This window comes from Amycolatopsis sp. NPDC006125, assembly GCF_040614195.1.
In the GTDB taxonomy this organism is placed as follows: Bacteria; Actinomycetota; Actinomycetes; order Mycobacteriales; family Pseudonocardiaceae; genus Amycolatopsis_E; species Amycolatopsis_E tucumanensis.
Genome location: NZ_JBEXTZ010000149.1, coordinates 1 through 14,105, shown reverse-complemented (window position 1 = coordinate 14,105; position 14,105 = coordinate 1). Strand labels below are relative to the sequence as shown.

General features: G+C 71.4%; 16 protein-coding genes. 5 read left to right on the top strand and 11 right to left on the bottom strand.

The annotated features are described in order from the left end of the window. The 5 genes from ABZ193_RS40615 to rlmN form a co-directional block, all read right to left on the bottom strand. A partial coding sequence (locus ABZ193_RS40615; protein ID WP_354714047.1) for an ABC transporter permease occupies nt 1–703 on the bottom strand: 703 nt, incomplete at its 3' end. Beyond that, nucleotides 700–1,401: an ATP-binding cassette domain-containing protein gene (locus ABZ193_RS40610; RefSeq protein WP_020418171.1), complete on the bottom strand. Its 702-nt coding sequence runs from the start codon at nt 1,399–1,401 to the stop codon at nt 700–702. The genes ABZ193_RS40615 and ABZ193_RS40610, both read right to left, overlap by 4 nt. 52 nt (nt 1,402–1,453) lie before the next feature. Further along, nucleotides 1,454–2,113 (bottom strand): response regulator transcription factor, encoded by a 660-nt coding sequence (locus tag ABZ193_RS40605; protein WP_354714045.1) that lies wholly within the window; start codon nt 2,111–2,113, stop codon nt 1,454–1,456. After that, complete coding sequence (locus ABZ193_RS40600) at nt 2,110–3,189, bottom strand: histidine kinase (RefSeq protein ID WP_354714043.1); 1,080 nt, start codon at nt 3,187–3,189, stop codon at nt 2,110–2,112. The genes ABZ193_RS40605 and ABZ193_RS40600 overlap by 4 nt, the downstream gene beginning before the upstream one ends. A gap of 35 nt (nt 3,190–3,224) precedes the next feature. Then, nucleotides 3,225–4,331, bottom strand: coding sequence for a 23S rRNA (adenine(2503)-C(2))-methyltransferase RlmN (gene rlmN, locus ABZ193_RS40595; RefSeq protein ID WP_027935886.1), 1,107 nt, complete (start codon nt 4,329–4,331; stop codon nt 3,225–3,227). Between the two features lie 214 nt (nt 4,332–4,545). Between rlmN and ABZ193_RS40590 the strand changes: the two genes are divergently transcribed. Together ABZ193_RS40590 and ABZ193_RS40585 are read left to right on the top strand one after the other, a co-directional pair. Beyond that, nucleotides 4,546–5,775 carry a DUF6801 domain-containing protein gene (locus ABZ193_RS40590; protein WP_354714041.1) on the top strand — a complete coding sequence of 410 codons (1,230 nt, stop codon included), beginning with the start codon at nt 4,546–4,548 and terminating at the stop codon, nt 5,773–5,775. A 241-nt stretch (nt 5,776–6,016) separates the two neighbouring features. Continuing rightward, on the top strand, nt 6,017–6,463 hold the full coding sequence (locus ABZ193_RS40585) for a PadR family transcriptional regulator (protein WP_017987599.1): 447 nt from the start codon (nt 6,017–6,019) through the stop codon (nt 6,461–6,463). On the opposite strand, the gene ABZ193_RS40580 is transcribed toward ABZ193_RS40585, so the two are convergent. Beyond that, complete coding sequence (locus ABZ193_RS40580; RefSeq protein WP_020418166.1) at nt 6,412–7,242, bottom strand: class I SAM-dependent methyltransferase; 831 nt, start codon at nt 7,240–7,242, stop codon at nt 6,412–6,414. The genes ABZ193_RS40585 and ABZ193_RS40580 overlap by 52 nt on opposite strands. 84 nt (nt 7,243–7,326) lie before the next feature. On the opposite strand from ABZ193_RS40580, the gene ABZ193_RS40575 reads away from it, so the two are divergent. Continuing rightward, nucleotides 7,327–8,169: a VOC family protein gene (locus ABZ193_RS40575; protein ID WP_354714039.1), complete on the top strand. Its 843-nt coding sequence runs from the start codon at nt 7,327–7,329 to the stop codon at nt 8,167–8,169. Between the two features lie 37 nt (nt 8,170–8,206). Then, nucleotides 8,207–8,728, top strand: coding sequence for a GNAT family N-acetyltransferase (locus ABZ193_RS40570; RefSeq protein WP_354714038.1), 522 nt, complete (start codon nt 8,207–8,209; stop codon nt 8,726–8,728). A 6-nt stretch (nt 8,729–8,734) separates the two neighbouring features. Here the strand turns inward: ABZ193_RS40570 and ABZ193_RS40565 are convergent, their stop codons facing one another. The 5 genes from ABZ193_RS40565 to rpsB form a co-directional block, all read right to left on the bottom strand. Continuing rightward, a complete protein-coding gene (locus ABZ193_RS40565; protein WP_020418163.1) occupies nt 8,735–9,616 on the bottom strand; it encodes a phosphatidate cytidylyltransferase in 882 nt (293 codons plus the stop codon). Beyond that, complete coding sequence (gene frr, locus ABZ193_RS40560; RefSeq protein WP_017987595.1) at nt 9,617–10,174, bottom strand: ribosome recycling factor; 558 nt, start codon at nt 10,172–10,174, stop codon at nt 9,617–9,619. A 44-nt stretch (nt 10,175–10,218) separates the two neighbouring features. Continuing rightward, entirely contained in the window at nt 10,219–10,968 is a 750-nt protein-coding gene (pyrH, locus tag ABZ193_RS40555; protein WP_017987594.1) for a UMP kinase, read from the bottom strand. A gap of 104 nt (nt 10,969–11,072) precedes the next feature. Next, nucleotides 11,073–11,900, bottom strand: coding sequence for a translation elongation factor Ts (gene tsf, locus ABZ193_RS40550; RefSeq protein WP_017987593.1), 828 nt, complete (start codon nt 11,898–11,900; stop codon nt 11,073–11,075). Nucleotides 11,901–11,969: 69 nt separating this feature from the next. Next, the gene (gene rpsB / locus ABZ193_RS40545; RefSeq protein WP_017987592.1) at nt 11,970–12,791 is read right to left on the bottom strand and encodes a 30S ribosomal protein S2; all 822 of its coding nucleotides are present in this window, start codon (nt 12,789–12,791) and stop codon (nt 11,970–11,972) included. Nucleotides 12,792–13,597: 806 nt separating this feature from the next. Between rpsB and ABZ193_RS40540 the strand changes: the two genes are divergently transcribed. Beyond that, complete coding sequence (locus ABZ193_RS40540; protein ID WP_237336318.1) at nt 13,598–14,044, top strand: M23 family metallopeptidase; 447 nt, start codon at nt 13,598–13,600, stop codon at nt 14,042–14,044. Nucleotides 14,045–14,105 lie beyond the last annotated feature (61 nt).

Below are 14,105 nucleotides of genomic sequence, written 5' to 3'. Positions count from 1 at the left end.
CGCCTGCGGTGGGTGACAGCGGCGCCGTCAGGGGGCTGTTCCGCACGAACAGTTGCGCCCCTGCCGCGTCGGGCAGGAACTTCGCCGCCGGGAAGACCTTGGCCAGCAGCAACGACACCGAGACCACCGTGGTGTTGGCGATGAGCACGACCAGCGGCACCACCCCGCCGCGCGTCACGGTGGCGACGGCGAGCGCGATCAGCGACATGGAGGCGCAGTAGAGGGCGACGCCGCCGATCCGCCAGCCGAGCGCGTCGAGCGCCTGCGCGGGCGGCACGCCGTGGGGACCCAGCAACGGCTGTCCCACGACGACCCCGAGCACGACCGACGCGGCGGTCAGCGCGGCCGTCACCAGCGCCACCACCACCGCTTTCGCCGCGAACAGCAGGCCGCGGCGGGGCTGGCTGGTCAGGCTCACCGTGATCTGCCGCCCGCCACCGGCGTCGGCCGCGCCTGCGGTGTACTCGCTGCTGATGGCGACGACACCGAGCAGCACCCCGGCGGCGGCGCCGACGGCACCGGTCTCGATGCTCAGCTCGGTGAGATTCCGGCCGCCGAGCGAGTGCCCCTCGGCGAGCCGTGACCGGATGGTGTTCGCGTTCAGCCCGGTGATCGCCGGCGCGGCGACGAGGCAGATCCCGGCCGCGATCCGGGCCGGCCACAACGACACCAGCTTGCGGAACTCGGCGCCCAGGTACGTCATCGGCCCTCCCCGGTCAGCGCGAAGAAGGCGTCCTCCAGCGATGCGTGACCGGCGGAGACCTCGGCCACGGATCCACTGTGGACGACCGTGCCACGGTTGATCACCACGAGGTGGTCGGCGGTGTTGGCCAGCTCGCTCATCAGGTGGCTGGACAGCAGCACCGTCCGGCCTTCTCCCGCGTAGGACCGCAGGAACTCCCGCAGCCACCGGATCCCGTGCGGATCGAGGCCGTTCACCGGCTCGTCCAGCACCAGCACGTCCGGTTCCCCGAGCAGCGCCGCGGCGAGCCCGAGCCGCTGGTTCATGCCGAGGGAGAACGCGCCGGCCCGCTTGCGCCCCGCGTCACCGAGCCCGACGAGGTCGAGCACCTCGGCGATCCGCCTGCGCGGGATGCCGTTGCTGGCGGCCACCCACGCCAGGTGGCTGCGCGCGGTCCGCGAGCGGTGCGCCCCGCTGCCCTCCAGCAGCGAGCCCACGGTCCGCAACGGATTCCGCAGCGACCGGTACGGCTTCCCGCCGATCAGCGCGGTGCCCGCGTCGGCCGAATCGAGGCCGAGGAGGATGCGCAGCGTGGACGACTTGCCCGCGCCGTTGGGGCCGAGCAACCCGGTGACCTGACCGGCCTTCGCGGTGAAGCCGACCTCGCGCACCACGACCTTCGCCCCGTGCCGCTTGACCAGACCCGATATTTCGATCATGCCGCCAGCCTGTGGCCTGCCGGGCCGGGCGGCATCGGCCAAAGGTTGACACCTAACGGCGCAGCGAGTCGACGAACCCGGTTTCGTAGGCGAGGACGACGAGTTGCGTCCGGTCCCGCACCGCGAGCTTGTCGAACAGCCGGCTGAGGTACGTCTTCACCGTCGCGCGGCTGAGGAACAACGCGGCGGCGATCTCGTCGTTCGACATGCCCTCGGCGATCGCCGCCACCACGTCCCGCTCGCGTTCGGTCAGCTCGTCGAACCGGGCGCGTTCCGGCTGTTCGCGGCGCCGGGCGAACTCCGCGATGACCCGGCCGGTCACCTCGGGCGCCAGCATCGCGTGCCCGTCGTGGACCGTCCGCACCGCGCGGAGGATCTCCGGCGGGCCGGCGTTCTTCAGCAGGAACCCGGAGGCTCCCGCCCGCAGCGCCTCGTACACGTACTCGTCGAGGTCGAAGGTCGTCAGGATCAGCACCCGGGCCGAGGAGGACGCGCACACCTCGCGGGCGGCCGCCAGCCCGTCCAGCACCGGCATCCGGATGTCCATCAGCACCACGTCCGGACGCAGCCGCCGCACCGCGGCGACCGCGGCGGCGCCGTCGCCCGCCTCGCCCACGAGCACCAGCCCCGCGTCGGCGGTGACCAGTTCGCACAGCGAGCTGCGCAGGAGGTCGTCGTCCTCGGCGACGAGGACACGGATCCGGCCGCTCATCCGCGCGGCTCCGGCAGAACGGCACGCAGCGTGAAACCGCCGTCCGCGGCCGGCGTGGCCGTCAGTTCGCCGCCGAGCGACTCCACCCGCTCCCGCAACCCGATCAGACCGAACCCTCCCCCGCCGTGACGCGTGCCGCCCATGCTTCCACCGCCGTTGGTCACCTCCACGACGACTTCGCCGTCCCGCACCGCGACGGACACCGAGCACCGGCAGCCCGGCGCGTGCGTGGCCGCGTTCGTCAGCCCTTCCTGCACGATCCGGTACACCGCCAGCCCCGTGCTCGCGGGCAGGCCGTCCGCGTTCCGCACAGCGAGGCTCACCTCGATGCCGGTGCCACGCACCCGTTCGGCCAGGGCTTCGAGGTCGGCGATCCCTGGCTGGGGCGCGCGTTCGGCGGGGCGGTCGCTGTCCCGGACCGCGCCGAGCACCGACCGGAGGTCGGTCAGCGCGTCCTTCGCCGTCCGCTCGATGCGGGTCAGCCGGTTCGCCAGCTTCGCGGCGTCGTCCGGGACGACGTGGGCCGCGACCCCGGCGGTGACCGCGATCGTGCCCAGCGAATGCGACACCACGTCGTGCACTTCCCGCGCCACCCGCAACCGCTCTTCGAGCACCGCGCGCCGCGCGGCTTCCGCGCGCTCCCGCCGGACCGACTCGCCGAGCCGGAACGCGCCTGCCAGCACCAGGAGGCTCACCATGACGTACCGCAGGACGTCGTCCCACGCCGTCGATCCGGCCGTGAGCAGGACGGCCACGACCACGGCGAGCGTCACCGGCGCGATCCGCGAGGAGCGGGCGCCCCCGGCCCGGACCACCAGCGGGTACAGCGTCCACGCCGCCGCGACGAACGGATCGGGCGTGAAACCGAGCAGCGCGCCCGCGAGAGTCACCGTCGCGACGACGCCGAACGCCACCGCAGGCCACCGGGAGCGCAGCAGGACCCCGGCGACGAGCAACGGGACGAGCACGACGGCAGGTCCGGGCTCCGGTGGGAGCGGAAGCCAGAACACCGCCACGCACAGCACGGCGACGGCCCCGTCGGTCAGGAGCCGCCGGGAAGCGCGCGGAAACGGCATGGGGCCGAGATTAGAGGCGGCCGAGCCTGGGATGGTCAGCCCTCGGCGGCCAGCTGCCCGCACGCGGCGGCGATCTCCTGCCCCCGCGTGTCCCGCACCGTGCACGCCACCCCGCCCTCGTTGACGCGGCGCACGAACTCGCGCTCGACCGGCTTCGGTGAGGCGTCCCACTTCGAGCCGGGCGTCGGGTTCAGCGGGATCAGGTTCACGTGCACCAGCTGGCCCAGGTGCTTGCGCAGCCGCTTCGCGAGCAGGTCCGCCCGCCACGGCTGGTCGTTCACGTCCCGGATCAGCGCGTACTCGATCGACACCCGGCGGCCCGTCGAGTCGGCGTAGTACCGCGCCGCCTCCAGCACCTCGTCCACCGGCCACCGGTTGTTGACCGGCACCAGCGTGTCACGCAGCTCGTCGTCCGGGGTGTGCAGCGACACCGCCAGCCGGACCTGCATCTTCTCGTCCGCCAGCCGCCGGATCGCCGGGGCCAGCCCGACCGTCGACACCGTCACCGATCGCTGCGAGATGCCCAGCCCGTTCGGCGCCGGGTCGGTGATCCGGCGCACGGCGGCCAGCACGCGCTTGTAGTTCGCCAGCGGCTCGCCCATACCCATGAACACGATGTTCGACAGCCGCCCGGGACCGCCGGGCATCAGGCCGTCCCGCATGACCGCGGCGGCCGAGCGCACCTGGTCGACGATCTCCGCGGTCGACAGGTTCCGGGTCAGCCCTGCCTGGCCGGTCGCGCAGAACGGGCACGCCATGCCGCAGCCGGCCTGGCTGGAGATGCACAGCGTCGCCCGGTCCGGGTAACGCATCAGGACGCTCTCCAGCAGAGTGCCGTCGTGCGCGCGCCACAGCGTCTTGCGCGTCGCGCCGTCGTCGCAGGCCACCGCGCGCACCTCGGTGAGCAGCGGCGGCATCAGCTCGGACACCAGCCGTTCCCGCGACGCGGCCGGGATGTCGGTCATCGCGGCGGGGTCGGCGGTCAGGCGGGCGAAGTAATGGTTCGACAGCTGCTTGGCGCGGAACGGCTTCTCGCCGAGGTCGCTGACGGCCGCCGCGCGTTCGGCGGCGGTCAGGTCGGCGAGGTGGCGAGGCGGCATCCCGCGCCGGGGAGCCTCGAAGAGCAGCGGCAATGTCGACACAACCACACATTGTCCCACGCCGCCGCCAGGGGAACCCGCGCCGGGGTGCGCGAACCGCGGGGAAATCCGCGAATGCGCGGCACAAATTCCCGCCGGACGATTGCCCGGATTTCCCCGCGCTGCGATTCTTGGCGCGGCCGGCCGGCCCGCGAAAAAACATTTCCGCCGCATTGTCACCCAGCTGACAAAACCATCGAGAAACCGGAGGAAACGCATGCCATCGACCCGCTGGCGACGACGGCTGGCCGCACTGGCCACCGGCGCCGCGACCCTGCTCACCCTCGCGCTGACCGGCACCGCGAACGCCTTGCCAGTGCAGGACGTTCCCGACATCGGCGTGGACACCGGCCGGTTCAGCCTGCCGATCAACTGCGCCATCAGCCTGCCGGATTTCGGCGGCATCAAGGTACTCGACCTCGGCACCACGGTGGACGTGCAAGGCGCCGTCGCCGCGCAACTCGGGCCCGGCCAGGAATTCTGGCTGACGCAGGGATCGGGCAGCATCACCTTTCCGGAAGCACTCACCGCACTGGCCGGTTTCGCCGGTATCGACAAAGCCGACGCGACCATTTCCGCGCTGAACATCGGCGCACAGAACGCGACCCCCGCGCAGATCAACGTGGCCGACCCGCCCGCGGTGATCAAGGACATCCCGATCCAGGCAGGCCGGCCGCTGAAGGTCGGCCTGCCACTGGAAGGCACCTTCGACGTCGGCCCGTTCACCGCGCCCGGCTCGGGCGTCGTCACGCTGCAGTTCGTCGACGCCGTCGCCCGCGTCGCCCTGAAGTCGGCGGCCGGCTTCACCCTGAACGTCGAGGCCAACTGCACGCCGACCGCGGGCAACGCGCTGCTGTCGATCGCCGTCGGCGGGCCGGCGGGCCAGCCGCCATCGAAGATCACCGGCGCGCCGCTGAACTACCCCGTCCCGCCAGCCGAGTCGCTGATCGGGATCATCAACGCGCCCTACCACTGCACGCTGGGCGGGCAGCCGCTCGACGTGGGCATCGCCGTCGGCGGCACCATCCCGCTGTCGGTCAAGGCGGGCGGTTCGCTGTCGTTCACGAACGCCTCCGGGGCTCTCACCATCCCGCCGGCCACGGTGAACGCGCTGCTCGACGCCGGCGTGCAGACCGTGTCCGGGCGGGTGACCACGCAGAACCTGGTGGTCGAGGGCGGCACCCCTGCCGTGCAGAACGTGGCCGCGGCCGGCATCGACATCCCGCAGACCACGCTGGTGCGGAACCAGAAGATCGTCATCTCGCTCCCGCAGCAGGGCACGCTGACCGCGGGCCCGTTCACCCCGTCGCCGGGCGCGGAGAGCGTGCGGATCTCGCTCGGTGACGCCGCCGCGGACTTCCGGATCAACGGCAGCACCCAGACGATCCGAGCCACCTGCGCCACCCCGTCTCCGCAGGTCATCCTGGTCGACAACCCGGTGACCTGACATCGGGTTTGCCTTCCGACTGTTTCCGATATATCGTGAACATGTCGGAACAGTACGGAAGGAGACCGACATGAGACACGGACACTTCCCCCCGCCGCACGGACGGCCCGCCTTCGGCCCGTTCGCCCGCGGTGGTTTCGGAGAGTTCCCCCCGGGCTGGGGCCCGGGCGGTCCGCGTGGCGAGTTCCGGGGGCGCGGCCCTCGTGGCCCGCACCGCGGGCGGCGAGGACGGCGGGGCGACGTGCGCGCCGCCATCCTCGCCCTGCTGGCCGAGCAGCCGCGGCACGGTTACGAGATCATCAGTGAGATCGCCGAGCGCAGCGGCGGTTTCTGGCGGCCGAGCCCCGGCTCGGTCTACCCGACCCTGCAGCTGCTGGCCGACGAAGGCCTGGTGGTGGCCCGCGAGGACGGCGGCAAGCGCCTGTTCGAGCTGACCGACGCCGGGCGCGAGGCGGCCGCGAACCAGGACGGGAAGCCGCCGTGGGAGCAGATCGCCTCGGACGTCGACCCCAACGAGGTCGACCTGCGCAAGGCGGGTGCGATGCTGGCCGCCGCCGCGGTCCAGGTGTCCCAGGCCGGGACGCCGGGTCAGAAGCGGCGCGCCGCGGAGATCCTCAACGAGGCCCGTCGGTCGATCTACGCCGTGCTCGGCGAGATCGACACCGACGACGAGGACGACGAGGAGTGACCGGGCAGCACGAGGCCGGTGGGCTTGTCGCGGACGAGAACGCGGTAGCCCACCGGCACCGTGAAGCCCGCAGCGTGCCGGCCGCGTGATCCGTTGTCCCGCAGGACGTCTTCGATCGCGCGGTCGGCCACCTCGGGGCTGAACTCGATGCGCAGCACCGCCGCGAGGCTTTCGGCGTCGGCGAACCGCCACTTCGCCGTCACGCGACGGCAGCGGAAACCCTGGCCGTCGAAGAACGCGTCGACCGCCGCCGGGTCGTAGTCGGGCAGATCCGCCCGCATCCACCGGCCGTACGGCTCACTGGACACGTCCAGATCGACGATCGCCAGCGCACCCCCGGGGCGCAGCACGCGATCCGCCTCGCGCAGACCGGGTTCGCAGCCGGGGCCGAAGAAGTACGCGGTGCGCGCGTGCACGATGTCGGCACTGGCGTCGGGAACCGGGATCGACTGCGCGGAACCACGCAGCACCCGCACCGAGGACAGCCCGGTGACCCGGCTTTCCGCCCGGCGCACCAACGGTTCGTGTGGTTCGACGCCGATCACCGACCGCGCGGACTCGGCGAAGCGGGGCAGGTGAAAACCGTCTCCACAGCCGACGTCCAGCACATCCTTGCCCTGCCAGGGACATTCGTCGGCGAGGACCCGCCAGATGTCGCCTTCGACGTCCTGCGCGCGGTTCTCCAGCTCGTAGGTGTCCGGGTAGTACCAGATGTTCGGGCTGGGCAGGACGTCCGCCCTGGACGTGGTCCGCTGCCCACGCCGGGCGATCTTCCACACACCGCAAGGATATCCGAGACGATGCCCGGAAAGCGCTTCGCGTTCGGCATAGACTTGCTGCCCTCCCCACCGATCGGAGGCGGTATGTCCCTCGGATCTTCGGCCCCGTCCGTCCTGCCCTCCGGGGTGCCGTGCTGGGTCGAGCTCGCCAGCGTCGACGAGGCGGCCTCCCACCGGTTCTACGAAGGCCTGTTCGGCTGGACCTTCCTGCTCAGCCGCGATCCCGCGACGCGCACCGGCCGGTACCTGATCGGCACGCTGGACGGTGTGCCCGTCGGCGGCCTCTACCAGGCGGCGCCGGACCAGGCGAGCGCCTGGATGATCAACATTTCCGTGCAGAACGCGCACGCGGCGGCGAACTGGGTGCAACGGCTCGGCGGAGTCGTCACGCTCGAACCGACCGTGCTGCCGCACCGGGGCTGCATCCTGCACGGCATCGAGCCGTCCGGGGCGCCGTTCGTGCTGTGGCAGCCGCCGGCGGACTGGGCGTTCGCGGCGGGCTTCCCGAACACCTTTTCCGGCGCCGACCTGAACACGCGCGACGGCGAGGCGGCGGACGGCTTCTTCACCCGGCTCTTCTCGTACACGAGCCTGCAGGTGGGGGACAACCGCGGCATCGACTACGTGGAGTGGCGGCTGGAACAGCAACCGGTGCTGTACCGGTACGTGATGGGCCCGGAGTACCCGCCGCAGGCGCCGCCGCACTGGATGGTGTACTTCGGCGTCGACCCGGCGCGCGGCACCGACGCGACGGCGGGACACGCGCTGATGCTGGGCGGCACCGTGCTGGTGGAGCCCTACGACACACCGTGGGGCCGGATCGCGATCCTCGCCGATCCGGCCGGCGCGGTGTTCTCGATCATCGACCACTCCCGCACGAGCGAGGGCTGGGGCCGCGCCGAGGTGGACGACCCCTACGACGACTGAGCCGTCGCTCGCCCTGGCGTGCGATAGGTTCGCCGCCATGTTCGACGCCTGGCCACCCGCCCCGATCCGGACCGAGCGGCTGATCCTCCGCGAGTCCGCCGCCCGGGACCGGGCGGCGTTCATCGAGCTGTTCGCGTCACCGGAGGTCGGCGCCTACGTCGGCGGGTCTCGGCCGCGCGACGAGCTGGAGCGCTCAGTGCCCGAAGTGCCCGGACGGCGCCCGGGGCTGTTCGTGGTCGAACTCGACGGCGCGATGATCGGGATGATCACCCTCGACCCGCGCGACGCGGAGCGCCCGGGGCACGTCCGCCCGGAGGCCGGGGAAGCCGAGCTCGGCTACCTGTTCCTGCCGCGGGTGTGGGGCTCCGGCTACGCGGCCGAAGCGTGCGCGGCGGCGCTCGGCTGGTTCGCCGGGGTGCATCCCGGCGAACCAGTGGTGCTCTCCACCCAGAAGGCCAACGAGCGCGCGCTGCGCCTCGCCCTGAAGCTGGGTTTCACCGAGGTGGAGCGGTACGAGGAGTACGGTGCCGAGCAGTGGTTCGGCGTGTGGTCCCGCTGACCGCGGTCAGTTCACGAACGCCGACAGCAGCAGGAACGACACCACGGCGGAGGGCAGGAGCGAGTCGAGCCGGTCCATCAGCCCGCCGTGGCCGGGCAGCAGCGTGCCCATGTCCTTGATGCCGAGGTCCCGCTTCATCAGCGACTCGACCAGGTCGCCCAGGGTCGCGGTCAGCACGATCGCGACCCCGAACACCACGCCCTGCCAGACCTGCCCGTCGAGCAGCAGCGTCAGCGTCAGCGAACCCGCCACGACACCCGCGACGAGCGAGCCGCTGAAGCCCTCCCACGTCTTCTTCGGGCTGATCGACGGCGCCATCGGGTGCTTGCCCTTGAGGACACCGGCGATGTAACCGCCGGTGTCCGACGCGACGACGCCGATCAGGAACGCCAGCACGCGGCCGACCCCGTCGGACGGCGGGACGAGCATCGCCGCGAACGCGCCGAACAACGGCAGGTACGCGGCGGTGAACACGGACGCGCTGATGTCGCGCACGTAGCCCACCGGCCCGCCCGGCAACCGCCAGAGCAGGCAAGCCAGCACGGTGAGCGCGAACGCGATCAGGGCGCCCTCGTACCCGAACGGCCAGGACAGCCAGAGCATCGCCTGACCGCCGAGCAGCAGCGGGACCAGCGCGAGGCGGATGTTCGCGGCGCGCCGCAGCGCCTGGGCGAACTCGTAGGTGCCGACGGCGATCGCCGCCGCGATGATCCCGATGAACAGGTAGCGCACGGTGAGCAGCGACACGAGGATCGCCGCACCCAGTGCCAGCCCGACACCGATCGCCGCGGGGAGGTTGCGACCGGCCCGCGACGTTTTCTTGGCCGGTTCAGCCGGCTCGGGAGAAGCCACCGGGGCCTTCTCGCGTTCTTCGCTCACCTGTGGCATTCAGACCTCGAGCAGCTCGGCTTCCTTGTGTTTGACGAGCTCGTCGACCTTCGCCACGTAGTTGTCGGTCAGGTGCTGCAGTTCCTTCTCCGCGCGCGCGACCTCGTCCTCACCGGCCTCGCCGTCCTTGGCGATGCGGTCGAGCTCTTCCTTGGACTTGCGGCGCACACCGCGGATGTGGACCTTGGCGTCCTCGCCCTTGGCCTTGACCATCTTGACCATCTCCTTGCGCCGCTCCTCGGTGAGCTGCGGGATGGTGATGCGGATGATCTGGCCGTCGTTGGACGGGTTGACACCCAGGTCGGACTCGCGGATGGCCTTCTCGATGGCGCCGAGCTGCCCCTGGTCGTAGGGCTTGACGATCACCATGCGGGCCTCGGGGATGTTGACGCCGGCCACCTGGTTCAGCGGCATCGTCGACCCGTACGCCTCCACCATGATGCGGGCGAACATGCCCGGGTTGGCCCGGCCGGTCCGCACCGACGACAGATCCTCCTTGGCGAAGGACACCGCTTTTTCCATCTTCTCCTCGGCGTCGAGGAGGGTCTCGTCGATCACGGCTACTCCCGTTGTGTGTGCTGTTGTTCCCGGTCCGTTCGGGGTCAGGCGCTGGGCCCGGCCCCGGAGGTGCTCACCAACGTGCCGATCCTCTCACCACGCACCGCCCTCGCGATGTTCCCCTCGGTGAGAAGGTTGAACACGATGATGGGCATGTTGTTGTCCATGCAGAGGCTGAAGGCGGTGGCGTCGGCGACCTTGAGCCCGCGCTCGAGCACCTCGCGGTGGCTGATCTCGTCGAACATCTTCGCGCTCGGGTCGCTCTTCGGGTCCGCGGTGAAGACCCCGTCGACGGCCTTGGCCATGAGCACGGCCTCGCAGCCGATCTCCAGCGAGCGCTGGGCGGCGGCGGTGTCGGTGGAGAAGTAGGGCATCCCGGTGCCCGCGCCGAAGATCACCACACGGCCCTTTTCGAGGTGCCGCTCGGCTCGTCGCGGGATGTAGGGCTCGGCGACCTGGCCCATCGTGATGGCGGTCTGCACGCGCGTGGGGACGCCTTCCTTCTCCAGGAAGTCCTGCAGCGCCAGGGAGTTCATGACCGTGCCGAGCATGGCCATGTAGTCGGCGCGGTCGCGGTCCATGCCGCGCTGGGACAGCTCGGCGCCGCGGAAGTAGTTGCCGCCACCGATGACGACGGCCATCTGCACACCGGTGCGGACGACGTCCGCGATCTGCGCGGCCACGGAGTGGACGACGTCGGGGTCGAGGCCCAGCGCTCCCCCGCCGAACATCTCGCCACCCAGTTTCAGCAGCACCCGCCGGTAACCGCCGTCGGCTCGTTTCGCCTCGCCCATGTCCGCCTCCGCCCGCTCGGGTGCTCTCGTGGAGCCTGCCTTCGCGAGTGTGCCCCGTCCCCGTGATCACGGAGACGGGGCACCCTCACGTCACTGCCGTCGTGTTACGGCTGGCCGACCTCGAACCGGGCGAACCGGGTCACGGTCACGCCGGCCGCGTCGAGCAGCGCCTTGACGGTCTTCTTGTTGTCGAGGACCGACGGCTGCTCTAGCAGCACGGTGTCCTTATAGAACGCGTTGACCTTGCCCTCGATGATCTTGGGCAGGGCCTGCTCGGGCTTGCCCTCGGCCCGGGCGGTCTCCTCGGCGATGCGGCGCTCGTTGTCGACCAGGTCGGCGGGCACCTCCTCGCGGGTCAGGTACTTCGGCTTGAGGGCCGCGATCTGCAGCGCCGCGTTGCGGGCCGCCTCGGCGGCGCCGTCGCCCTCGCCGTTGTACTCGACCAGCACGCCGACCGCCGGGGGCAGGTCGGTGCCACGGCGGTGCAGGTACGTCGCGACCTGGCCGTCGAAGGCCACCACGCGGCGCAGGACCAGCTTCTCGCCGATCTTGGCGGCCAGCTCCTGCACGGCGTCGCCGACGGACTTGCCGCCCTCGAGCTCGGCCGCGGCCAGCTTCTCGACGTCGTCGGTCTTCAGGGTCTGCGCGACCTTGACGATCTTGTTGGCGAGCTCCTGGAACTGCTCGTTCTTGGCGACGAAGTCGGTCTCGGAGTTGATCTCGACCAGCACGCCGCCGTCGCCGGCGACGAGGCCCTCGGCGGTGGCGCGCTCGGCGCGCTTGCCGACGTCCTTGGCGCCCTTGATGCGCAGGAACTCAACGGCCTTGTCGAAGTCGCCGCCGCTCTCCTCGAGCGCCTTCTTGCAGTCCATCATGCCGGAGCCGGTGAGCTCGCGGAGACGCTTGACGTCCGCCGCGGTGTAGTTCGCCATCGTGCGGTGTCCGTTCCTCTCGGAAAGTTTGGGGGCCGCGCCGGTCCGGCGCGGCCGTGCCGGAAAGATTCAGGAGGCGGTGGTCTGCTCGGCCGGGGCCTCGCTGTTCTTCAGCAGGTCCTGCTCCCACTCCGCGAGCGGCTCGTCGGACACGCCCGGCTCGGGCTTGTCCTGGCCCTCGGCGGCGGCGGAGCCGTTGCGGCTGGAGCGGGCCATCAGGCCGGCGGCGGCGGCCTCGGCGACCACCTTGGTGAGCAGCGCGGCCGAGCGGATCGCGTCGTCGTTGCCCGGGATCGGGTAGTCGACCTCGTCCGGGTCGCAGTTGGTGTCCAGGACCGCGACGACCGGGATGTTCAGCTTGCGCGCCTCGCCGACGGCGATGTGCTCCTTCTTGGTGTCCACGATCCAGACGGCGCTGGGCACCTTCTGCATGTCGCGGATACCGCCGAGGGTGCGCTCCAGCTTCTCCTTCTCGCGGGTCAGCGTCAGGATCTCGCGCTTGGTGAGGCCCTGGAAACCGCCGGTCTGCTCCTGGGCCTCGAGCTCCTTGAGGCGCAGCAGCCGCTTGTGGACGGTCTGGAAGTTGGTCAGCATGCCGCCGAGCCAGCGCTGGTTGACGAAGGGCATGCCCACGCGCTGCGCCTCGCGGGCGATCGCCTCCTGGGCCTGCTTCTTCGTGCCGACGAACATGATGGTGCCGCCGTGCGCGACGGTTTCCTTGATGAACTCGTACGCACGGTCGATGTAGCTCAGCGTCTGCTGCAGGTCGATGATGTAGATGCCGTTGCGCTCGGTGAGGATGTAGCGCTTCATCTTCGGGTTCCAGCGGCGGGTCTGGTGCCCGAAGTGCACGCCGGAATCGAGCAGCTGCTTCATGGTGACGACGGCCATGGCCGGATTCGCACCTCTTCTGTGTAGCGCGCGCCCCGCGGGACGCGCTGGCCGGTTTTGTCGCCGTCGGCCGGGTGGCCGGCGACCCTGGTGCAGTGCCGATGCCCGGACCCCGTGGATGACTCCTCGGGGACCGCCGGGCGCCGTGGGTTCCGTGAGCGGGAACGTGCACGTACACGCGAAGTCGACCTGTCGTGACAGGCCGCGCAAACAGTGTACGCCCTGGCGGCGCGGGGTTCACCACGGGCGGCCTGGTGCTCCGGGCTGCTTGGTCCAGGCCGCCGCGGATGGGTTGGTCGGGCGCGGTTGTCCACAGGCGAAGCGGAGTTGTCCACAGATTCTGTCGCCGCCCGATCGTGGAGCCCGATGTGCGCCAGGCTGGGCCGATGATCGTGGTGATTCGCCGGTTGGTCGGGTTGGTGCTGGTCGGTGCCGTTGGGTGGCTCTTGGTCCCGGCTGCCGTGGGCGCTGTGGCCGAGGTGCCGTGGGGGCAGGGTGCGGCGGTGGCCGAGAACCCACCGGAGGCGCCAGGCACGGCAGCGCCAGCCGCTGCGGCCGCCACCAACTCCCGGCAGGGACCGGCAACGAAGAGACCCACGACCGCCGCAGCCGGCTCACCGCAAGAGTCGGCACCCAACGCGCCGGCAGCGACCGGAGCCAGCTCACCGCAGGGGCCGGCAGCGAAGGAGCCGACAGCCGCCGGAGCCAGCTCGCCGCAGGAACCGGCCGCCAAGGGACCGGCGGCGGCCGCCGCATCGATCGGGTCTCCCGGGACGGTCGGACCTCCCGGGACGGGGACGGCGGCTGTGGCCCGCGGGGTAGCGGACGAGCTGGATCCCCGGTTCGGGTGGCCGTTGTCGCCGAAGCCGGTGGTCGTCCGGCCGTTCCAGGCGCCGTCCGGGCCCTACGGGCCGGGTCACCGCGGCGTGGACCTGGCCGCCACGCCCGGCCAGCAGGTCCTGGCAGCGGGGCCGGGCGTGGTCGTGTTCGCGGGGCTCGTCGCCGGGCGGCCGGTGATCTCGATCGACCACGACGGCGGGTTGCGGACCACCTACGAGCCGGTCGCGCCGTCGGTGCCGGTCGGCACGCAGGTGTGGCGGGGCCAGCCGGTCGGGGTCGTCGAGGCCGGGCATCCGGGCTGCCCGGTCGAGGCCTGCCTGCACTGGGGCGTGCGACGGGGCGAGGAGTACCTGAACCCGCTCCCCCTGGTCCAGACCGGCTCGGCGATCCGTCTGAAGCCGTGGACCGGCTAGACCCCGGCCTGCTCCGTGAGCCGAGCCCGCAGCCGGAGGACCGCGCGGGTGTGCAGCTGGC

Coding starts and splice junctions, on each gene's coding strand:
- ABZ193_RS40610 (WP_020418171.1), bottom strand. CDS start 1,401: ATGATCGAAATATCGGGTCTGGTCAAGCGGCACGGGGCGAAGGTCGTG.
- ABZ193_RS40605 (WP_354714045.1), bottom strand. CDS start 2,113: ATGAGCGGCCGGATCCGTGTCCTCGTCGCCGAGGACGACGACCTCCTG.
- ABZ193_RS40600 (WP_354714043.1), bottom strand. CDS start 3,189: ATGCCGTTTCCGCGCGCTTCCCGGCGGCTCCTGACCGACGGGGCCGTC.
- ABZ193_RS40590 (WP_354714041.1), top strand. CDS start 4,546: ATGCCATCGACCCGCTGGCGACGACGGCTGGCCGCACTGGCCACCGGC.
- ABZ193_RS40575 (WP_354714039.1), top strand. CDS start 7,327: ATGTCCCTCGGATCTTCGGCCCCGTCCGTCCTGCCCTCCGGGGTGCCG.
- ABZ193_RS40570 (WP_354714038.1), top strand. CDS start 8,207: ATGTTCGACGCCTGGCCACCCGCCCCGATCCGGACCGAGCGGCTGATC.
- ABZ193_RS40565 (WP_020418163.1), bottom strand. CDS start 9,616: ATGCCACAGGTGAGCGAAGAACGCGAGAAGGCCCCGGTGGCTTCTCCC.
- pyrH (WP_017987594.1), bottom strand. CDS start 10,968: ATGGGCGAGGCGAAACGAGCCGACGGCGGTTACCGGCGGGTGCTGCTG.
- tsf (WP_017987593.1), bottom strand. CDS start 11,900: ATGGCGAACTACACCGCGGCGGACGTCAAGCGTCTCCGCGAGCTCACC.
- rpsB (WP_017987592.1), bottom strand. CDS start 12,791: ATGGCCGTCGTCACCATGAAGCAGCTGCTCGATTCCGGCGTGCACTTC.